Source organism: Stenotrophomonas sp. STK16_22 (assembly GCF_051984505.1).
GTDB lineage: Bacteria > Pseudomonadota > Gammaproteobacteria > Xanthomonadales > Xanthomonadaceae > Stenotrophomonas > Stenotrophomonas maltophilia_A.
The window spans coordinates 2,700,536-2,720,647 of record NZ_CP196972.1 but is presented as its reverse complement, the minus strand read 5'-3'; the positions used below and the strand labels follow the sequence as shown (position 1 = coordinate 2,720,647).

The following is a 20,112-nucleotide window of genomic DNA, read 5'->3' as shown; positions in this document are numbered from 1 at the left end:
GTTGCTTCTGAGGTTGCCGGCCAGCGGCCGGCACTACCGCGGGTGCCGGGCGCAGCCCGGCCGCGCGCACCCTCACCGCCCGTGCGGATCCGGCCGGTGATGCACGTACTCGACCACGGTGCCATCGGGATGCACCGCATTGAACGCCGCCCCGGTCGGTACCACCTGCAGCGGGAAGATGATTTCAGCGCCAGCCGCCACCAGCTTGTCGTGATAGGGCCGAACGTCATCGACCAGCAGCGTCCCCGTGGTCGAAGTGAACGGCGCCAGCGCCGCCTCGCTGCCCTCGATCAACAGGAACGCACCGACCATCGCCAGGCGCAGGCCGGCCTCCGGAAACGGGAACCCGGCATCGGCCACCACGCCCTGCAACTGCTCGTAGAACGCCACGCTGCGCTCCAGCTCACCGGGGGCCACGAACACCCGGATCAGCACGCGCGGCGCGCGCTGGCTGGAGGTATCACAGCGGTCGCGCCAGAGATGATCGAAGTCGCGGTGTACGGTCATGGGCTCGATTCGTGGCCAGGGATCTCCATTATCAGCAGCCTCGCGCGGCGCGCTGATGACCGCCGGTGATGGCCTGATAACCAGTGGCTGGGGTCGGCCTGTGACTTAGGTCCTGTTGACAGGTGTGAACGCCCTCGCACAATCTTCACATGATTGGGCCGCCCTGCGCGGCCCGGGCAGGCAGGTTGTCACGCCGGGAGGAGGGTCCCAGGCGCAGACCGGCCCGTCCTTCGGCCTGCGGGGCGTTGCCTGGCAACCCCTGCGCGGCATGAACGCTGCACCCTTCGGCGGCACTTTCCCTGGACCGATTGCCTTGGCAACGGAATTACGCCTGCCGATGAAAACGTTTACAAAGCCGCTTGCACTGTCCCTGGCCCTGTCAGCCGCACTGGCCGCCCCGGCCTGGGCCGACCCCGCCGCGTTCACTGTGCTGACCCTGGAACAGGCCCCGACCGCCGAGGCCATGCCGGCCCTGGCCGCCCAGCTGAAGACCCTGCAGGTGGACGCGGTGAGCGTGCGCCAGGTGCAGCGCGGCATCGGCCAGGTCGATCCGTTGCAGGTGCTGGCCGACGGCCTGGGCTACGAGTACCGCTTCATTGCGGCGGGCAAGGACGATGGCCAGACCCAGCGCGGTCAGGCCGTGCTGACCCGGCTGCCGATTGCCGCTGAGTCCGGCCCGGACCAGCCGGGCCTGAACTACCTGCGCCTGGACGATGGTCGCCACACCGTGGCGGTGTACACCGATGCTGGTGCAGGTGCCGCGCAGCTGCCGGCGCTGGTCACGCGCTCGCGGCTCGGCGCACCGGCGGTGCTGCTTGGCGCGGTGGCCGGTGAATCGGCCAAGGCGGCAGGCTTTGATCCGGCGCGTGTGGCGCTGGAAGCCGATGCCAGCTATTTCAGCGACGGCTTCCAGGCCGCCAGCAGTGCACCGTTCAAGGTGGAAGGCAGCGCCCTGCGTGCCACGCTGCTGACCCTGGCCTATGCCGCCGACAAGCACGGCGAAACGCCGTGGATGGACACCACCCTCAACGCCGATGCGCGCGCTGCGCTGCTGCTGAAGGCGATGACCGAGGATGAGAAGTTCCAGATGCTGCACAGCTACTTCGGGCTGGGCAAGGATGGTGGCCCGCTGCCGGAAGGTGCGGTCGGCTCGGCCGGTTTCGTGCCGGGCGTGGCGCGGCTGGGCATTCCATCGCAGCAGTCGGCCGATGCCGGCGTCGGCGTGACCAATCCAGGCGGCATCCGCCCGGGCGACTTCGCCACGGCGATGCCGTCGGGCCCGTCCACCGCCTCCAGCTGGAACCGTGCGGTCGCCTTCGCCGGCGGCGCAACGATGGGCCGTGAGGCGTGGCAGCAGCGTTTCAACATCCTGCTGTCGGGCAGCGTCAACCTGCAGCGCGACCCGCGCAACGGCCGCAATTTCGAGTACGCCGGCGAAGACCCGCTGCTGGCCGGTTCGATGGTCGGCGCGCTGATCCAGGGCGTGCAGAGCCAGCACGTGATCTCCTCGATGAAGCACTTCGCGCTGAACGACATGGAGACCCGCCGCAACTTCCACGACGTGCGCATCGGCGAACAGGCCATGCACGAGTCGGACCTGCTGGCCTTCGAGATCGCGCTGGACGCCGGCCGCCCGGGCGTGGCGATGTGCTCGTACAACAAGATCAACGGTACCTACGGCTGCGAGAACGGCTACCTGATGAACCAGGTGCTGAAGCAGGAATGGAAGTTCCCCGGTTTCGTGATGTCCGACTGGGGCGGCGTGCACAGCGGTTCCAAGGCAGCGCTGGCCGGCCTGGACCAGCAGTCGGCCGGTGAAGTGTTCGATGCGGCGGTGTTCTTCGATGAGCCGCTGCGCCTGGCCGTGCATGGTGGCGTGGTGCCGCAGGAACGCCTGAACGACATGGTGGCGCGCATCCTGCGCACGATGTTCCTGCACGGCAACTTCGACAACCCGCCGCAGCACCAGAAGGTCGACGCCGAGGCCGGTTTCGCCGTCGCCCAGCGCACGGTGGAAGAAGGCAGCGTGCTGCTGCGCAATGAAGGCAACCTGCTGCCGCTGGCCGACAGCGTGAAGCGCATCGTCATCATCGGTGGCCACGCCGACAAGGGGGTGATCGGTGGCGGTGGTTCGTCGATGGTGGGCGTGACCGCCAAGGGCACCAACGCGGTGCCGGGCGTGCTGCCGACCACCTGGCCGGGCCCGGTGATCTTCCACCCGTCCTCGCCGCTGGAGTCGCTGCGTGCGGCGCGTCCGGATGCAACTTTCGAGTATGTGGATGGCACCAATGCCGCCGCTGCGGCCAAGGCCGCCGCGCAGGCCGATGTGGCCATCGTGTTCGCCACCCAGTGGGCGGCCGAATCGGTGGACCTGCCGGACATGCAGTTGCCGGACAACCAGGACGCCCTGATCTCGGCGGTGGCCAAGGCCAACCCGAAGACCGTGCTGGTGCTGGAAACCAACGGCCCGGTGCGCACGCCGTGGCTGGCGCAGGTGCCGGCGATGCTGCAGGCCTGGTACCCGGGCATCCGCGGTGGCGAAGGCATTGCCGCGCTGCTGACCGGCCAGGTCAATCCGTCCGGCCGCCTGCCCGTGACCTGGGTGGTGGACGAATCGCAGTTGCCGCGCCCGCACATCGACGGCCTCGGCTTCAAGCCGGCCAAGCCGTTCGGTGATGTGTTCGATTTCGATATCGAAGGCGCCAACGTCGGCTACAAGTGGATGGCGGCCAAGGGCCTGACCCCGACCTTCGCCTTCGGCCATGGCCTGTCCTACACCTCGTTCGCCTATGAAAACCTGAAGGTGAGCGTGGAAGGCTCGCGCCTGGTCGCCAGTGTCGACATCCGCAACACCGGCAAGCGCGCCGGCGCCGACGTCGCCCAGCTGTACCTGAAGCTGCCGGCTGGCAGCACCACGCCGATCCGCCTGATCGGCTACGACAAGGTGACCCTGCAGCCGGGCGAACAGCGCCGCATCCGCATCGAAGCCGAGCCGAAGACCCTGGCTCACTACGATGCGCAGGCCCGCCAGTGGAAGATCGATGGCGGCACCTACCAGGTGCAGCTGTCGCGCAACGCCGCCGAACCGCTGCAGACGGTGGATGTGCAGCTGGTGGAGCAGGTGCTGCGCTGATGCCTGAAGGCATGGCCCCGCAAGGGGCCATGCAAAAAGGGGACGGAGGGGATTAAGTCGTTTATGCATAAACGACTTAATCCCCTCCGTCCCCTTTTTTCAGGTGACAAACCACCCGCGCAGGAAATCGATCAGCTGCCGCACCTTCGGTGAGGGCTGCGTGCTGTGCGGGTAGACCGCGTATACGCTCTGCTGCGGGAAACGGTGCTGGCGCAGCACCGGGCGCAGGCGGTCCTGGGCCAGGTCGTCCTCGATCAGCCAACGTGGCAGCACGGTGACCCCGGCGCCGGCCACGGCGAAGCCGCGCAGGCTGCTGGCACCATCCACGCGCACCACTGCATTGCCCGGGTTGGTGGCAAACAAGGCGTCGCTGCCGTCGGGCGCGACCACCGGCACGTCGGCCAGGCGCGGGTAGCCGAGGCGGGGCAGGGTGCCCAGCTGGGCCGGGTCATTGGCCGCATCGGCAGAGGGCAGGCGTGCCAGCAGGGACGGAGCCGCCACCGCGCACAGTGGATGGCGTTCCAGCTCGCTGGCATGCAGCCCTGAATCCGGCAGGCGGCCGAGGCGGATCGCCAGGTCGAAGCGCTCGGGAATCAGGTCGGCCGGTGCCGGTGAGGTCGACAGGTGCAGCTGCAGCGCCGGGTGCCGCGCACGGAACGCCTCCAACGCAGGAATCAAGCGTAGCTGGGCGTACTCCGGCGTGGTGGTCAGGCGCAGCACGCCCTGAAGCTGGTGCTGGTCGCGGCGGGCGGCATCGATCGCTGCCTGTGCGGCGTCCAACGCCTGCACGCAGTGCTGCAGGAACTGTTCGCCGGCCTCGGTCAGGGCCAGGTGGCGGGTACTGCGCGACAGCAGGGTCACGCCGAGCTCCTGCTCCAGCCGCTTCAGGTTGAAGCTGACCACCGCGCGGCTGAGGCCGAGCCGATCGGCTGCTGCGGTCAGGCTGCCGGCCTCGACCACGGCGCGGAAGATATCGAAGCGATCGAGGCTGACCATGGCAATTCATTGTCAAAGTAGATTTGACAGTGTTGCAGTTGCTGTCGTGTTTTTCCAACAAGGCCCGCACGGCATGCTGGCCGCTTCCCTGCTGGAGCGCCGCCGATGCCGTCCCCCCGCCTGCGCCATGAGGCGATCTTCCTGCTGGTGTTCGCCCTGGATCTGGTCAACATGTTCATCGCCACGGTGGCCTATCCGGCATTGGCAGCGGAGATGCACGCCGATATCAGCACCCTGGCCTGGGTGGGCACCGCCTACATGCTGGGCCTGAGCGTGGTGATTCCGCTGGCGCCCTGGCTGGCCGCGCGCTGTGGTGAGCGTCGCCTGCTGCTGGTGGCGTTGCTGTTGTTCGCGGCTGCCGCTGCGCTGGCCGGCGCAGCACCGGGTATCGCCTGGCTGTTGGGCTGGCGCCTGCTGCAGGGCCTGGCCGGTGGCCTGCTGATTCCGGTGGCACAGGCGGCAGCGTACCGACAGTGCACGCCGGACCAGCGTGGCGCGCTGACCCGCCGCATCCTGCTGGTGGCGCTGCTGGTGCCGGCACTGGCGCCTGCGCTCGGCGGGCTGCTGGTGCAGTGGTTGTCCTGGCGCGGCGTGCTCTGGGCCAGCCTGCCGCTGGCCGTGGTGGCGATTGGACTGGTGCTGGCGTGGATGCCGGCCGACGGCGCGCGTAGTGCGCCACGCCTGCAGGCCTATGCGCTGTCCACCGCGATGCTGGCGCTGGGCGCGCTGCTGCTGGCTTTGACCTGGCTGGGCGAACCCGGCCATCGGACCGCCGGTGCCGTACTGCTGTTGATTGCACTGCTGCTGGCGGCGGCCCACCTGCGGCATGCACGGCAGCAGGCGCAGCCCCTGCTGCGCTGGTCGCTGCTGTCCCATCGCGGGCTGCGCCTGGCGATGCTGATCTACCTGGCCGTACCCGGTGTGTTCATCGGCAGCCAGCTGGTCAGTACCCTGCAGTTGCACCAGGCCGGCTATAGTGCCGCGCGCATCGGCGCGCTGATGCTGCCGTGGGCGCTGGCCTCGGCCATTGCGATCACGGCCAGCAAGCGCCTGCTGGCTCGCTTCGGACCAGCCTCGGTGCTGCGTGCGGGCATGCTCCTGCAGGCCTGCGGCCTGTTGTTGATGGCGCTGCTGCCACACCCGGTCTTTGTCATTGCCGCATTGCTGTTTGCCTTGATGGGCGCCGGCGGCAGCCTGTGCAGCAGCACGGCGCAGACGCTGGCCTTCCATGGGGTCGAGGGCAAAGCATTGGGCGATGCCAGTGCGCTCTGGAACCTCAATCGCCAGCTCAGCTTCTGCCTGGGCACCGCGGCCATCGCGCTGCTGCTGGCCTTGGCCATGCAGTGGCTGCCGGCCCGCGCCACCGGCGTGGCGCTGGGTCTGGCCGCCGTACTGACACTGTTGCCGATGGCGCTGCTGCGCCGGCCGCAGTTGCTCACCCTTTCACAACCGGAGAACACCTGATGGATACCACCGCAGAACACGAAGTCCACCGCCTGCACGACAAGCTGCAGGCCTGGTTCCGCGCCGACGCCGGCACCGACGCGCTGGAGGACCTGATGGCGCATTTCTGCGCGGACTTCAGCATGGTCGGCATCGCGGGTCGCAGGCTGGACCGGAAGGCCGTGCAGGCACTGTTCGCGGGTGGTCATGGCGCGCGTCCAGGGCTGCAGATTTCCATCGACGCACTGCAGGCGGTGGAAGCACCTTCACCGCTGGCGGTGCTGCGCTATCGCGAAGGGCATGCGATCGATGGCGGCGAGCCCGTATGGCGGGAATCGCTGGCGGTGCTGCGGCAGGAAGAGGGGCGTTGGCGCTGGCTGGCGCTGCATGAGGTAACGGCAGCCTGATCGGTAGTGCCGGCCGCTGGCCGGCAACCGCGTACCGTGCCCGAGGTGGATGAAGTTGCCGGCCAGCGGCCGGCACTACCGGTTGCCGACGAGCGCAGCAGCTGGTCGCACATGTGCCATCAGTCCTGCCTGCATCCACCGCAGAATGCAAAGCACGCACACACTTCACGGCACGAGGCAGGAGTAGGCTTGAGGCTTTCCTGCCGGGAGGGGTTGTCCATGCGTGTGCGTGCCGTCGCTGTAGCCATTGCCCTTTGCCTGTCCAGCACCGTGCTGGCCGCCGAAACCCCGCCGATGACCCCGGATATCAGCGGCAAGCCTTTCGTTGCCCCTGATGTCGGTCGTGACTACGACAAGCGCGTGGTGATGGTGCCGATGCGCGATGGCACCAAGCTGTATACGGTGATCGTGGTGCCCAAGGGTGCGCGCAATGCCCCGATCCTGCTCACCCGCACGCCTTACGATGCTGCCGGTCGCGCCAGCCGCAGTGATTCGCCGCGCATGCGCGACCTGCTGCCGCAGGGCGACGAGGTATTTGTCGATGGCGGTTACATCCGCGTATTCCAGGACATCCGCGGCAAGTACGGCTCCGAGGGCGATTACGTGATGACCCGGCCGCTGCGCGGACCGTTGAACAACACCAAGGTGGACCACTCCACCGACGCCTGGGACACCATCGACTGGCTGGTGAAGAACGTGCCGGAGAGCAACGGCAAGGTCGGTATGCTCGGCTCGTCGTACGAGGGCTTCACCGTGGTGATGGCGCTGACCGACCCGCACCCGGCGCTGAAGGTGGCCGCGCCGCAGAGCCCGATGGTGGATGGCTGGATGGGCGACGACTGGCTCAACTACGGCGCGTTCCGCCAGGTCAATTTCAACTACTTCGCGATGCAGACCGAGAAGCGCGGCAAGGGCACGCCGCTGCCCAGCCTCGGCTACGATGACTACAGCACCTTCCTGCGTATCGGTTCGGCTGGCGACTACGCGCGTTTCACCGGCGTGGATCAGCTGACCTGGTGGAAGAAACTGGTGGAGCACCCGGCCTATGACGGCTTCTGGCAGGGCCAGGCGCTGGACGCGGTGATGGCGAAGACGCCATTGAAGGTGCCGACCATGTGGCTGCAGGGTCTGTGGGATCAGGAGGACATGTGGGGTGCCAACCACGCCTACCAGGCAATGGAAGGGCGCGACAGCGGCAACAATCGCAACTATCTGGTGATGGGGCCGTGGCGGCACAGCCAGGTGAACTACAGTGGCAGCGAGCTGGGCGCGCTGAAGTTCGATGGTGATACCGCGCTGCAGTTCCGCCGTGATGTGCTCAAGCCGTTCTTTGACCAGTACCTGGTGGACGGTGCGCCGAAGGCGGATACGCCGCCGGTGCTGATCTACAACACCGGCGAGAACCACTGGGATCGCCTGAAGGGCTGGCCACGCAGCTGCGACAAGGGTTGTGCTGCCAGCAGCAAGCCGCTGTACCTGCGTGCTGGCGGCAAGCTGGCGTTCCAGGCACCGGCGGCGGGCGAGGGCGACTTCGAGGAATACGTGTCCGACCCGGCCAAGCCGGTGCCGTTCGTGCCGCGCCCGGTCCGTTTCGGTGACCGCGACATGTGGACCACCTGGCTGGTCAAGGATCAGCGTTTCGTTGATGGCCGCCCGGACGTGCTGACCTTCATCACCGAGCCGCTGACCGCGCCGCTGCGCATCGGCGGCGCACCGGTGGTGCACCTGCAGGCGTCGACCAGTGGCACCGACAGCGACTGGGTGGTGAAGCTGATCGACGTGTATCCGGACCAGGAAGCGTCGACGCCGGAGATGGGCGGTTACGAGCTGCCGGTGTCGCTGGCGATCTTCCGTGGTCGCTATCGCGAGAGCTTCAGCGATCCGAAGCCGCTGACCGCCAACGAGGTGCTGCCGTACCGCTTCGACCTGCCCAACGCCAACCACACTTTCCAGAAGGGGCACCGGGTGATGGTGCAGGTGCAGTCCAGTCTGTTCCCGCTGTATGACCGCAACCCGCAGACCTACGTGCCGAACGTCTACCTGGCCAAGCCCGGCGATTACCAGAAGGCCACGCAGCGGGTCTGGCACAGCGCGGCGCAGGCCAGTTACATCGATCTGCCGGTGTATTGAGGTTGATGAGGTGCGCCGGGTGCGCGATACCCGGCGGTGCGCGATCGTGCCGGCCGCTGGCCGGCATCCGTGATGGTGTGAGAGCGTGTCGACCAAGGTCGACACCTACCAGAGCGAAGCCATTGCAGGTCGATTAGGCGGCTGCGGTCGTGCCGGCCGCTGGCCGGCATCCGCGATGGTGCCAAAGCGTGTCGACCAAGGTCGACACCTACCGAGGCCTTCAGCCCACTTTCGATGGGCCGGTGCGCCAGCGGCTGGGTACCAGGCCGAAACGCTTGCGGAACGCAGCCGCGAAGTTGCTGGGGTGACGGTAGCCACTGGCGGCCGCAGCCTGCTCGACAGTCCAGCCGTCTTCGCGCAGGCCCTGCTCGGCGTGGCGCATGCGTTGTTCGTGCAGGTAGTCGAACACCGAGCAGCCGTACTGCTGGGCGAAATGACGGCGAAGCGAGCTTGGGCTCATGCAGGCCAGCTGGGCCAGTTCGATCAGACTATGGGCGTGGCTGGGATCGTCATGCAGGTAGGCACGCACGCGCTCCAGGCGCTCGCGCTGGCCAGCCCGCAGCGTTCGTACATGGTCGGTCTGCAGATCCTCGGCCTTCAGCCCAACGGCCAGCAGCTGCAGTGCGACGCCTTCGCGCCACAACGCGTCGATGCCGTCCTCCCATGGGCTTTCGAACAGCTGGCCCAGCACCGGCAGCAGGGTATGCGGAATGGCCCAGTGGCGGCATTCCAGGTGGGTGTTGAGCGCGGTCTCCAACTGTGGCAGCTGGAACAGGTCCGGATCGATCTGGCCGGGCACCATCACGCTGACGCCGCGCATGCGCGTTTCGCCAGGATGCGTACCGGTCATCTCAACCTGTTCGCGGTGGTGCGCGGTCATCGCCGTACCAGCACGCAGGGTGAAACCACCACGTCGCGGAATGCGCACATCGACCTGGCCCTGCAGCATCACGCGGATGGCCAGGCCGGGACTCTGCTGGGCGGTGGCGACATAAGGGAAGCGATTATGGACGTCGGAGGCAATCAGGCTCATGCCGCCGCGCAGGAACTGCTCGTTGACCTCGCCATGGCCGGCCCACTGGTCGTCACGCAGGTGTTCCGGGTCGGCGCGGTAATCGAAGCCATGGCGGTGGCCGAAGCGGCGGTAATCAGCAAAAGTGAAATATCGGGACATCGCTCGGCACGTGCTTTGGAGGTGGACGCTGGCATTACCTCGCCCACGCGCTCTGCAATGCAGATGCAGATCCCGTCGTTACCCGTGCAGACATGCTGGGAAGCAGGGGCGTGGGCACGCTGGATGGTGGGGGAACACCAGGTTGAATGGAATGTGTCGAAGAAACTGGAAACGTTTCCCATTGTCGCCTTGATTCGCGCGCTTTTGATTTCAATATGGTCAAAACGATTGACGATTACGGCCAAAGTGAAAATGCCGCCGAACATACGCCAGCGTTTTGCATGCATATCCGTACGCAATTCCATACATCAACTTGAGTTGAGGTTTCATGGCTGGAACGATCACCCGTAGACGCGATGTCGGCCGGGCCATCACGAGCGGGCGCGTAGGGTGGGGCGGTTGGCCATTGCAGGTCACATCGATACCCCCACTGATGGAGAACGCAGATGATTGACTACCAGCTCACCGGCAAGACCGCGATCGTGACCGGCGGCGTGTCCGGTATCGGCCTGGCCGTGGCGCAGACGCTGGCCGCATCCGGTGCCCGTATTTCGGTCTGGGACCTGAAGCAGGATGCAGTCGATGCCACCGTGACGCAGCTGCGCAGTGCCGGTGCACAGGCCATCGGCATTGCGCTGGACGTTACAGACGACGCGGCCGTGGAGGCGGCGGTGCAGCGCACGATCAAGGAACTCGACGGCCTGCATGTGGCAGTCAACAACGCCGGTATCGGCGGGCCGGCCGCAAGCAGCGGTGACTATCCGATCGATGGCTGGCAGCGGGTAATCGACGTCAACCTCACCAGTGTGTTCCTGTGCCAGCGTGCGCAGATCCAGGCGATGCGCACGGCCGGAACCGGTGGCAGCATCATCAACATGGCCTCGATCCTGGGCCAGGTGGGCTATGCCGGTTCCACCGCGTACGTGGCGGCCAAGCACGGCGTGGTCGGGCTGACCCAGACCGCCGCCTGGGAGCATGCGGCCGACGGCATCCGTGTCAACGCGGTCGGCCCGGGCTTCATCAGCACACCACTGCTGGAGAAGATGGACCCCAAGGTGCGCGCCACGCTGGAAGGCCGCCACGCGTTGAAGCGGCTGGGCACCGCCGAGGAAGTGGCGGCGCTGGTTGCCTGGCTGGCCAGCGACGACGCCTCGTTCGCGACCGGCACATACTATGCGATCGATGGTGGTTATCTGGCGCAATGATCGAGTGCGTGAAGGTTACGCATGGCGATGGCCAGTAGATCCAGGCCATGCGTGGATGAGCGCATGCGGTGAAGCATGCGGTGAAGAGGGCGTGCCATCGTCTTCACCGCCATCCCACGGCTGCCGAGCAACGCTCCGGGAAACGCCCGGAGCCTGCCCATGGAACTCACCCAGGATGTCTCGATCCTGCTGCGCGTGGCCGCAGCAATGCTGTTCGGCGGCGTGCTCGGTGTCGAGCGCGAGATGGGCAAGCACGCTGCGGGCCTGCGCACCCACATGCTGATTGCCGGCGCTGCTGCGCTGATTGTTGGACTCGGCGATTCAGTGGCAGAGCATTTCCAGCAGGAGCGTTACCGCGACCTGCTGCAGGTCGACCCGGTGCGCCTGATCGAAGCCGTGGTCGCCTGCGTCGGCTTCGTTGCCGCCGGCACCATTCTGCGTGGGTCACGCGAGGATCAGGTCAGCGGCCTGACCACGGCAAGCTCGCTGATCATGGCGGCGGCCATCGGCATCGCCGTGGGCATCGGCAAGTACGTGATTGCCATCGGGGTGAGCGTGCTGTGCGTGCTGGTGCTGGCGGTGATGCGGCGGTTGGAGAAGCGGATTTCGTAGGGAATCTCGAATTGCCGGCCAGCGGTCGGCACTATCACGGGACCTTAATGGTCGGACCAATATGGCATCTAGCCCTATGGTCTAATAGGCGCTTCGTCGGAGCGGCGGTTAAATCCGCTGCAAGTGGTCTGATCGAATCATTATTGGTAATACCAATAATCGACGACCATGGCGACCCACCGCCTGCGGTGGAGCACATCCCGCCCCAGTCGAGAGCCCCCATGCAGCCCTGGCAACACCTGTACGACCCCGCCGGCAACCTGTGGTTGTCCAGCCTGATCGCGCTGCTGCCGATCGCGTTCTTCTTCGTCGCCCTGGCCGTGCTGCGCATGAAGGGCTGGCTGGCCGGCACGATCACCGTGGCCATCGCGCTCGGCGTCGCCCTGCTGTTCTACCGCATGCCGCTGAGCCAGGCGCTGGGCGCGGCCGGTTTCGGCTTCGTCTACGGCCTGTGGCCGATCGCCTGGATCATCATCGGCGCGGTATTCCTCTACAAAGTCTCGGTCAAGACCGGGCAGTTCGACATCATTCGCGCCTCGATCCTGTCGGTCACCGAGGACCAGCGCCTGCAGATGCTGATGGTCGGCTTCGCCTTCGGTGCCTTCCTGGAGGGTGCAGCCGGTTTTGGTGCACCGGTGGCGATCACCGCGGCACTGCTGGTCGGGTTGGGCTTCAAACCGCTGTATGCCGCCGGCCTGTGCCTGATCGTCAACACCGCGCCGGTCGCCTTTGGTGCGATGGGCATTCCGATCATCGTGGCCGGGCAGGTCACCGGCCTGGATGCATTCGAGATCGGCCAGATGGCTGGGCGCCAGCTGCCGTTCCTTACGATCATCGTGCTGTTCTGGATCATGGCGATCATGGATGGCTGGCGCGGCATCAAGGAAACCTGGCCGGCAGTGCTGGTGGCCGGTGGCTCGTTCGCCATCGCGCAGTACCTGACCTCCAACTTCATCGGCCCGGAGCTGCCGGACATCACCGCGTCGCTGGCCTCGCTGGTCTGCCTGACGCTGTTCCTGCGCCGCTGGAAGCCGGTGCGGATCTTCCGTTTCGATACCGAAACCAGCGCCGAGGCGGCCGCACAGGCGCTGGAGGCGCCGCGCTACAGCGTCGGCCAGATCGCCAAGGCATGGTCGCCGTTCCTGATCCTCACCGCGATGGTCACGCTGTGGAGCATCAAACCGTTCAAGTCGCTGTTCGCGGCGGACGGCCCGCTGGAAAGCTGGGTGCTGAAGCTCCCGGTGCCGGGCCTGGACCAGAGGGTGCAGAAGATGCCGCCGATCGTGGATGCACCGCTCAGCTACGAGGCGATCTACAAGTTCGACTGGTTCTCGGCCACCGGCACCTCGATCATCCTCGCCGCTGTGATCGCCATCATCGCGCTGCGCATGCCGGCCCGTTCGGCGCTGCAGACCTTCGGTGAGACCGTGCGTGAGCTGCGCATGCCGATCTACTCGATCGGCATGGTGCTGGCCTTCGCCTTCATCGCCAATTACTCGGGCCTTTCGGCGACGCTGGCGCTGGCACTGGCGCACACCGGTGATGCGTTCCCGTTCTTCTCGCCGTTCCTGGGCTGGTTGGGCGTGTTCCTGACCGGCTCGGATACTTCGTCCAATGCCTTGTTCTCGGCACTGCAGGCGACCACCGCGCAGCAGATCGGCGTGTCCGACGTGCTGCTGGTGGCGGCCAATACCACTGGTGGCGTTACCGGCAAGATGATCTCGCCGCAGTCGATCGCCATTGCCTGCGCGGCGGTCGGCCTGGCCGGCAAGGAATCGGACCTGTTCCGTTTCACGGTCAAGCACAGCCTGATCTTCACCACGATGGTCGGCCTGATCACCCTGGCCCAGGCTTACTGGCTGACCTGGATGATTCCCTGAGCCATGCACGGTCAGCCGACCACCCGCTGCGCGCTTCGGGCCACAATGACGCCATGAGCACGCAACGTATTTCGGACAAGGTGGCCGCACAGCTGCGCGGCCTGGTGCAGGAACAGCGGCTGCAGCCGGGCGACCGGCTGCCGGCCGAACGCACCCTGGCGGTGCAGCTGGGGGTCTCGCGAACGGCGTTGCGCGAGGCCATCGCGCAGCTGGCCAGCCAGGGCCTGCTGACCGCACGGGTCGGTGGCGGCACCTACGTGGCCGAACCGGCGGCGCGCGCGCGGCAGGCGCTGGATGAACCGCTGGCGCCGTACCTGCCGCTGTTCCAGGGCGACCCGGAATACCGCTTCGACGTGCTGGAGATCCGCCACGCGCTGGAAGGTGCCACCGCCTGGCATGCGGCGCTGCGAGCCACCGACGAGGACCGCACGCGCATCGCGCAGGCCTTCCAGACCATGATGGACGCGCACGGCAAGAACGACCCCACCGGTGAAGCGGAGGCCGACGCGGCCTTCCACCTGTCCATCGCGGAGGCCTCGCACAACCTCGTGCTGCTGCAGGTGATGCGCGGGCTGTTCGAACTGCTGCAGACCAACATCTCGCAGAGCCGCGAAAAGCTCTACACCTCGGCGAGGACCTTCTCGCCGTTGTCTGACCAGCACCGCGAGATGATGGACGCGGTGCTTGCCGGCGACCCCGAACGCGCGCGCGCCGCCGCGCATGCCCACCTCGAGTTCGTGCACACCACGCTGCGCACCCTCGATGACAACGAAGCCCGGCGTGCGCGGGCCTCGCGTCTACCTTCCCCACACGGTTGACCCCATGATCATCTCCGCCTCCACCGATTACCGTGCCGCAGCGCAACGCCGGCTGCCGCCGTTCCTGTTCCACTACATCGATGGCGGCGCGTATGCCGAGCACACGCTGAAGCGCAACGTTTCCGACCTGTCCGACATCGCGCTGCGCCAGCGCATCCTGCGCAACATGTCCGACCTGAGCCTGGAAACCGAGCTGTTCGGCGAAACGCTGGCAATGCCGGTGGCGCTCGCCCCGGTCGGCCTGACCGGCATGTATGCCCGGCGCGGTGAGGTACAGGCGGCGCGCGCGGCCGACAGCCGAGGCATCCCGTTCACCCTGTCCACCGTATCGGTGTGCCCGATCGAGGAAGTGGCACCGGCCATCCAGCGGCCGATGTGGTTCCAGCTGTACGTGCTGCGCGATCGTGGCTTCATGCGCAATGCGCTGGAGCGCGCGCAGGCTGCGGGCGTGACCACCCTGGTGTTCACCGTGGACATGCCGGTGCCGGGTGCGCGCTACCGCGATGCCCACTCCGGCATGAGCGGTCCGAACGCCTCGCTGCGCCGCATCGGCCAGGCCATCACCCACCCGCACTGGGCGTGGGACGTCGGCCTGTTCGGCCGCCCGCATGATCTGGGCAACATCTCCACCTACCGCGGCAACCCGACCGGGCTGGAGGATTACATCGGCTGGCTCGGCAGCAACTTCGATCCTTCCATTTCGTGGAAGGACCTGGAGTGGATCCGCGAGTTCTGGAAGGGCCCAATGGTGATCAAGGGCATCCTCGACCCGGATGACGCACGTGATGCGGTCAAGTTCGGCGCCGATGGCATCGTGGTCTCCAATCACGGTGGCCGCCAGTTGGACGGCGTGCTGTCCACCGCACGCGCACTGCCGGCGATTGCCGATGCGGTACAGGGCGATCTGAAGATCCTCGCCGATTCCGGCATCCGCACTGGCCTGGACGTGGTGCGCATGCTGGCGTTGGGTGCAGATACCGTGCTGCTGGGCCGTGCCTTCGTCTATGCACTTGCAGCGCAGGGTGAGGCGGGCGTGGCCAACCTGCTGGACCTGATCGCGAAGGAAATGCGCGTGGCGATGACACTGACCGGTGCGCGCCGCATCGCCGACATCGGTCGCGATTCGCTGGTCAGCCTGCCATGAGTGGCCACGATGCCGTGCTGGCGCAGTTGCGCGATGCGGTCGGCAACCGCCATGTATTGACCGGCGACAAGGCCACCCGCCGTTTTCGCCGTGGCTACCGTTTCGGCGACGGCCCGGTGCTGGCGGTGGTGCGCCCGGGGACGCTGCTGGAGCTGTGGCGTGTGCTGCAGGCGGCGGTGCAGGGCGGAGCGGCGATCATCCTGCAGGCGGCCAACACCGGCCTGACCGGTGGCTCGACCCCGGATGGCAGCGACTATGGGCGTCCGATCGTGCTGGTCAGCACGCTGCGCCTGACCGGCATCCAGCTGTTGAACGAAGGCCGCCAGGTGCTGTGCCTGCCTGGCGCGACGCTGGACCGCCTGGAGCAGACGCTGGCACCGCTCGGCCGCGAACCGCATTCGGTCATCGGCTCGTCCTGCATCGGTGCGTCGGTACTCGGTGGCATCTGCAACAACTCCGGCGGCGCGCTGGTGCGCCGTGGCCCGGCCTACACCGAACTGGCACTGTACGCGCAGGTCGATGCGCAGGGCCAGCTGCAGCTGGTCAACCATCTGGGCATCGCGCTGGGTGATACGCCCGAGCAGATCCTGCAGCGCCTGCAGGCCGGCGACTATGCTGCTGCCGACGTTGGGGACGGCGATGGCCGCGCCGCCTCCGATCCACGCTACGCCGAGGAAGTGCGCCGGGTCGATGCCGATACGCCGGCACGCTTCAATGCCGACCCCAGCCGCCACTTCGAGGCAGCGGGGTCTGCCGGCAAGCTGGCAGTATTCGCGGTGCGCCTGGATACCTTCGAGAAGGAGGCCGCCGAAGTCTTCTACATCGGCAGCAACCGCACCGACAGCCTCACCGCGATCCGGCGCCAGCTGCTGACCGGCTTCGAACGCTTGCCGATTGCCGGCGAATACATCCACCGCGATGCCTATGACATCGGCGAGCGCTACGGCAAGGACAGTTTTCTGCTGATCGACCGCCTCGGCACCGCCCGCGTGCCGGCCGCCTTCGCACTGAAGAGCCGCGTCGATGGCTGGTTCGAGCGGTTGGGCCTGCGCGGGGTGACCGACCGGGTGATGCAGGTGCTGACCGGCCTGCTGCCCTCGCACCTGCCCAAGCGCATGGGCGAGTTCCGCCAGCGCTATGAGCATCACCTGTTGCTGAAGGTCTCCGCGCAGGACGCCGCGGAAACCGAGGCCTGGCTGCGCGGCTTCTTCGCCGACCATGAGGGCGGCTACTTCCACTGCACGGCCGATGAGGGGCGCAAGGCGTTCCTGCATCGCTTCGCTGTGGCCGGCGCCGCGGTGCGCTACCGCGAGGTACACCGCGACCAGGTGCAGGACATCGTCGCGCTGGACATCGCCCTGCGCCGCGATGATGCCGACTGGTTCGAGCAGTTGCCGGTCGATATCGATGGCCGCCTGCTGCACAAGCTGTATTACGGGCACTTCCTGTGCCACGTGTTCCACCAGGACTACATCGCGCGCAAAGGCGAAGACCCGATGGCGATCGAGCATGCGATGTGGGCGTTGCTGGACCAGCGTGGCGCCGAGTATCCAGCCGAGCACAACGTCGGCCACCTGTACCCGGCCAAGCCTGCGCTGGCCGGGTTCTACAGGCAGTTGGACCCGAGCAATACCTTCAACCCGGGTATCGGCCAGACGTCGAAGGCGAAAGGGTGGGGTGGCTGCGACTGTAGTGGGCATTAGCGGCGCACTCTCTGAAAATTCGGATCTCTTGCATTCATCACTGATCGGGTTCGCACTAGGCTGAGGTCTTGGCTGAAACGGATACAGAACCAATGCAGAGTGCGGATCAGATATGGGCGTCCATCAAAGCGTCGCTTCACGAGAAGAATTGTCTGGATGAAGTGCAGTTGCGGCCGGGAGCTTCCGAAAGCGAGTTGGTTGAACTGGAAGCTCAGCTTGGAGTCGCTTTGCCAGATCTGCTCAGGCAGCTGCTGATGATTCACGACGGGCAGGATGGGGCCGGGCTTCTGTTCGGCACTCAGATGCTCTCGTCCATGGAGGTCAGACGGCAGTGGCAGGGTTGGCGTGAGATCGAGGCCGACGGCATGAACGAGGACTGCGCGGAGTTCATGAAGTCCAGTCCTGCGGGGGGGGGTGAAGCCGATGTATACCAATGCGCGTTGGATACCGCTGACTCACGATGGTGGCGGCAATCACATGGGATTGGATTTCGACCCCGACATTGACGGTGCTGAAGGACAGATGATTGCCTTTGGTGCGGATGAAGACACCAAGTACCTTCTTGCTCCCACTTTCGCTGACTTCGCTGAGAAGGCTGTGGAGTGGATCACTCAGGCAAGCTGGGATGGTGAGAATCTCGAGTCGTCAACTTATGACGGCTTCGCTCCCCCGGCCATTCTCCGTACTGCTGGAGGGGCGTAGTTGGGAGCGCCGTTCTGACAGGTAGTGCGCCGCTTGGGTTCCGGTTGACCGGGCTGGTCGCGATCGTTCCGTTATTCCTGCGCTACCATCTTGATTCCACGAGCAGGAATCTCATCCATGCCCCCCGTCCTTGCCCGCACGACCGTGTGCGTTGCACTGCTGGCCACCCCGATGCTGGCGCTGGCGCAGGGCTCGATCCTGCCGCAGCAGCGTGACGCTGCGGGCAACGTGATGGAGCCATTGGGGCAGGTGCTGATCGCCCATGAGACGGGGCCGGCGGGGCTCTATGACTGCACGCGGGACGGCAACTGGTGCGTGCGCGTGCAGCCGGTTGCCAAAGATAGTGATCGGCCGACCGTGCTGGAAGTACTTGAGAAGGAACCGGGCCAGGGCACGCCACACACCTACCACGTCAGCATCGACGTGCCGCAGGAAAGCGAGCTGTCGCTGTGGCCGTGGATCGTGCGGCTGGCACCTGGCGTGGGCAGCGATGAACCGGTGACCGACCCGCAGCAGCGCGCCCGCCAGAATGTGCTGGTGGGTGGCATCGTCACGTTCAGCGCCATGTACTCCGGTGGAGGTGCCGACGCGTCCACGCTGCAACTGGCACGCGTGCGCCACCTGCAGGACGACATCCAGGTGGACGACGACGTGTTGACCGTGCCATGGCTGGGCAATGCGATGATCCGCGCCTGTTTCAGCGAACAGGACATCAAGCAGCGCGCAGGTGCCTGCCATGACGAATACGGCTTCTCGGCGAAGCTGGCGCTGGATACGGTCGCCGAGGGCATGCCGGTGCTGCGCTACCAGACCGTGGCGACCCGGTTCCCGGCCGGTGTTTCGCGCTTCGAGGATTCGCTGGCCAAGGGGCCGTTGAAGAAGCAGGATCTGCGCACCGAGCAGGACCCGGCGTGCACCTACACGCGGCTGTTCCGCTTCAGCGATGGGGTATTCCACCCCGACCAGGCGCTGCCGGATTGCGCGGGGTATACCGAACCCTGAAATGTAGAGTCGAGCCATGCTCGACTGGTTTTCTGCGCGACCCATCCGAAAACCAGTCGAGCATGGCTCGACTCTACAAAAGCCTGCTGCCGCGCTTACTCGCAGCGGGTGGACGTGATGATGTTGTCCTTGTCCACGAACACGCGCAGGCGGTCCGGGCGGATGTCCTTGGTGGTGATGGTGCTGGGGCCGATCGGGTTGACCAGGCCGGCACCGCTCTCGCGGGACAGGCGGCGGATGTTGGGCTCGTTGGCCGGCTGGCCGATCGCCCAGCCCAGCTGGCTGGCGTCGCAGCGGCCACTGCCTTTGACTTCCGGGCCAGGGGTGCTGACGCAGGCCGACAGCAGCAGGGCGGAGGCCGGCAGCAACAGGGACAGACGGAATGCAGACATGTGAGCGCTCCTGCGCAGGGGACGATGGCGGGAACGATAGCACCGAGCGTGCGAAAGGCGTCAGCGCCCCGGTCATTGCCGGCACAGCGTGGTCATTGCATAGTGGGAGGAATAGCTGGCAGTACGCCAGCGGGCAGGCCGGGCCTTTCCGGCGCAGGTGTTGGATACGGTATGACGGCAGGCAGTTTCCGCGGCAAGGACAAGACGATGACGGCCCTGATGTTGTCGTTGCTGGGCGTGGCGTTTGCCGCCTCCGCTGCCGATCCGGAACCCGAGCAGGTCCAATCCCCGGTATTCGGCGCCTGGCGCAACCTGCAGACCGAATCCGGCTACGCGCCGGCGCAGCGTAACCTGGCCTTCGCCATGCTGCCGCAGGCGGCCACCCGCGGCGACCGTTTCGCCATCCTCGACCGCGAGGGCAAGCGGGCGGTGTGCTGCCTGCAGGTGGCCAGCCCCTCGCTGGGCGTCGCTGCGCTGCGCGGGGAGTACCACCTGCCGCAGGCCTGGGTGACGGACCTGAGCAATGGCCGTAGCCCTGCACGACCCTATGTGCCGCACGTCTATGCGATGCAGCGGGTGGACGAGCTGGCCGACTACAGCTTCGCCGATGTACCTGGCGCCTACAGCGACCTGGGCGGTCTGCTGATTCCGGAAGGTGCCGCGCTGGAGGCCGACGGCAGTGCCGTGCGCCTGGGGGACAGCCGCTACCCGCTGCATTTCCAGCGCCAGCCGCACGCCGATGACGATGGCGCGCTGGACCGCTACAGCCTGCAGGCCGGCGAGGGTGCCGCCCCGATCGTGGTTGAAGTGCCGTTCGGCACCTACTGATTGCAGCGTTGCACTGGCTAGAATGCAGCGCGGCGC

19 protein-coding genes are annotated in these 20,112 nt (G+C 66.5%); 15 read left to right on the top strand and 4 right to left on the bottom strand.

Annotated features, from left to right (window positions below):
• Window positions 1–72: 72 nt before the first annotated feature.
• Complete coding sequence (locus ACSYAO_RS12495) at window positions 73–507, bottom strand: VOC family protein (RefSeq protein WP_021204492.1); 435 nt, start codon at window positions 505–507, stop codon at window positions 73–75.
• 337 nt (window positions 508–844) lie between these two features.
• On the opposite strand from ACSYAO_RS12495, the gene ACSYAO_RS12490 reads away from it, so the two are divergent.
• Window positions 845–3,640 (top strand): beta-glucosidase family protein, encoded by a 2,796-nt coding sequence (locus ACSYAO_RS12490; RefSeq protein ID WP_080356546.1) that lies wholly within the window; start codon window positions 845–847, stop codon window positions 3,638–3,640.
• A gap of 99 nt (window positions 3,641–3,739) precedes the next feature.
• Here ACSYAO_RS12490 and ACSYAO_RS12485 read toward each other — a convergent pair whose 3' ends face one another.
• On the bottom strand, window positions 3,740–4,636 hold the full coding sequence (locus ACSYAO_RS12485; protein WP_049463100.1) for a LysR family transcriptional regulator: 897 nt from the start codon (window positions 4,634–4,636) through the stop codon (window positions 3,740–3,742).
• 105 nt (window positions 4,637–4,741) lie between these two features.
• On the opposite strand from ACSYAO_RS12485, the gene ACSYAO_RS12480 reads away from it, so the two are divergent.
• The 3 genes from ACSYAO_RS12480 to ACSYAO_RS12470 all read left to right on the top strand — a co-directional run bounded on the left by ACSYAO_RS12480 (window position 4,742) and on the right by ACSYAO_RS12470 (window position 8,616).
• Window positions 4,742–6,100 carry an MFS transporter gene (locus ACSYAO_RS12480; RefSeq protein ID WP_049463099.1) on the top strand — a complete coding sequence of 453 codons (1,359 nt, stop codon included), beginning with the start codon at window positions 4,742–4,744 and terminating at the stop codon, window positions 6,098–6,100.
• Window positions 6,100–6,486 carry a DUF4440 domain-containing protein gene (locus ACSYAO_RS12475; protein WP_049463098.1) on the top strand — a complete coding sequence of 129 codons (387 nt, stop codon included), beginning with the start codon at window positions 6,100–6,102 and terminating at the stop codon, window positions 6,484–6,486. Before ACSYAO_RS12480 ends, ACSYAO_RS12475 begins: the two co-directional genes overlap by 1 nt.
• 219 nt (window positions 6,487–6,705) lie before the next feature.
• Window positions 6,706–8,616: a CocE/NonD family hydrolase gene (locus tag ACSYAO_RS12470; protein WP_049463097.1), complete on the top strand. Its 1,911-nt coding sequence runs from the start codon at window positions 6,706–6,708 to the stop codon at window positions 8,614–8,616.
• Window positions 8,617–8,836: 220 nt separating this feature from the next.
• Here ACSYAO_RS12470 and ACSYAO_RS12465 read toward each other — a convergent pair whose 3' ends face one another.
• A complete protein-coding gene (locus ACSYAO_RS12465; RefSeq protein WP_049463096.1) occupies window positions 8,837–9,790 on the bottom strand; it encodes a helix-turn-helix transcriptional regulator in 954 nt (317 codons plus the stop codon).
• Between the two features lie 57 nt (window positions 9,791–9,847).
• Here ACSYAO_RS12465 and ACSYAO_RS12460 point away from each other — a divergent pair, with 57 nt between their 5' ends.
• The 10 genes from ACSYAO_RS12460 to ACSYAO_RS12415 all read left to right on the top strand — a co-directional run bounded on the left by ACSYAO_RS12460 (window position 9,848) and on the right by ACSYAO_RS12415 (window position 18,856).
• Window positions 9,848–10,141 carry a hypothetical protein gene (locus ACSYAO_RS12460; RefSeq protein WP_125894599.1) on the top strand — a complete coding sequence of 98 codons (294 nt, stop codon included), beginning with the start codon at window positions 9,848–9,850 and terminating at the stop codon, window positions 10,139–10,141.
• A gap of 95 nt (window positions 10,142–10,236) precedes the next feature.
• Window positions 10,237–10,995, top strand: coding sequence for an SDR family NAD(P)-dependent oxidoreductase (locus ACSYAO_RS12455; protein ID WP_049398446.1), 759 nt, complete (start codon window positions 10,237–10,239; stop codon window positions 10,993–10,995).
• 159 nt (window positions 10,996–11,154) lie between these two features.
• Window positions 11,155–11,607 carry an MgtC/SapB family protein gene (locus ACSYAO_RS12450; RefSeq protein ID WP_005410036.1) on the top strand — a complete coding sequence of 151 codons (453 nt, stop codon included), beginning with the start codon at window positions 11,155–11,157 and terminating at the stop codon, window positions 11,605–11,607.
• Window positions 11,608–11,828: 221 nt separating this feature from the next.
• Window positions 11,829–13,487: an L-lactate permease gene (gene lldP / locus ACSYAO_RS12445; RefSeq protein ID WP_049463095.1), complete on the top strand. Its 1,659-nt coding sequence runs from the start codon at window positions 11,829–11,831 to the stop codon at window positions 13,485–13,487.
• Between the two features lie 53 nt (window positions 13,488–13,540).
• Window positions 13,541–14,305 (top strand): transcriptional regulator LldR, encoded by a 765-nt coding sequence (gene lldR / locus ACSYAO_RS12440; protein ID WP_005410034.1) that lies wholly within the window; start codon window positions 13,541–13,543, stop codon window positions 14,303–14,305.
• A gap of 4 nt (window positions 14,306–14,309) precedes the next feature.
• Window positions 14,310–15,449 (top strand): FMN-dependent L-lactate dehydrogenase LldD, encoded by a 1,140-nt coding sequence (gene lldD, locus ACSYAO_RS12435; RefSeq protein WP_014037557.1) that lies wholly within the window; start codon window positions 14,310–14,312, stop codon window positions 15,447–15,449.
• Window positions 15,446–17,152: a D-lactate dehydrogenase gene (dld, locus tag ACSYAO_RS12430; RefSeq protein ID WP_049463094.1), complete on the top strand. Its 1,707-nt coding sequence runs from the start codon at window positions 15,446–15,448 to the stop codon at window positions 17,150–17,152. Before lldD ends, dld begins: the two co-directional genes overlap by 4 nt.
• Window positions 17,153–17,244: 92 nt before the next feature.
• Window positions 17,245–17,658, top strand: coding sequence for an SMI1/KNR4 family protein (locus ACSYAO_RS12425; protein ID WP_258013836.1), 414 nt, complete (start codon window positions 17,245–17,247; stop codon window positions 17,656–17,658).
• The gene (locus ACSYAO_RS12420; RefSeq protein ID WP_258013837.1) at window positions 17,576–17,854 is read left to right on the top strand and encodes an SMI1/KNR4 family protein; all 279 of its coding nucleotides are present in this window, start codon (window positions 17,576–17,578) and stop codon (window positions 17,852–17,854) included. Before ACSYAO_RS12425 ends, ACSYAO_RS12420 begins: the two co-directional genes overlap by 83 nt.
• Window positions 17,855–17,971: 117 nt before the next feature.
• Window positions 17,972–18,856, top strand: coding sequence for a hypothetical protein (locus ACSYAO_RS12415; RefSeq protein ID WP_049463093.1), 885 nt, complete (start codon window positions 17,972–17,974; stop codon window positions 18,854–18,856).
• 95 nt (window positions 18,857–18,951) lie between these two features.
• Here ACSYAO_RS12415 and ACSYAO_RS12410 read toward each other — a convergent pair whose 3' ends face one another.
• Complete coding sequence (locus tag ACSYAO_RS12410; RefSeq protein ID WP_006373100.1) at window positions 18,952–19,248, bottom strand: I78 family peptidase inhibitor; 297 nt, start codon at window positions 19,246–19,248, stop codon at window positions 18,952–18,954.
• A 171-nt stretch (window positions 19,249–19,419) separates the two neighbouring features.
• On the opposite strand from ACSYAO_RS12410, the gene ACSYAO_RS12405 reads away from it, so the two are divergent.
• A complete protein-coding gene (locus ACSYAO_RS12405) occupies window positions 19,420–20,076 on the top strand; it encodes a hypothetical protein (protein WP_049463092.1) in 657 nt (218 codons plus the stop codon).
• The last annotated feature ends 36 nt before the right edge of the window (window positions 20,077–20,112 follow it).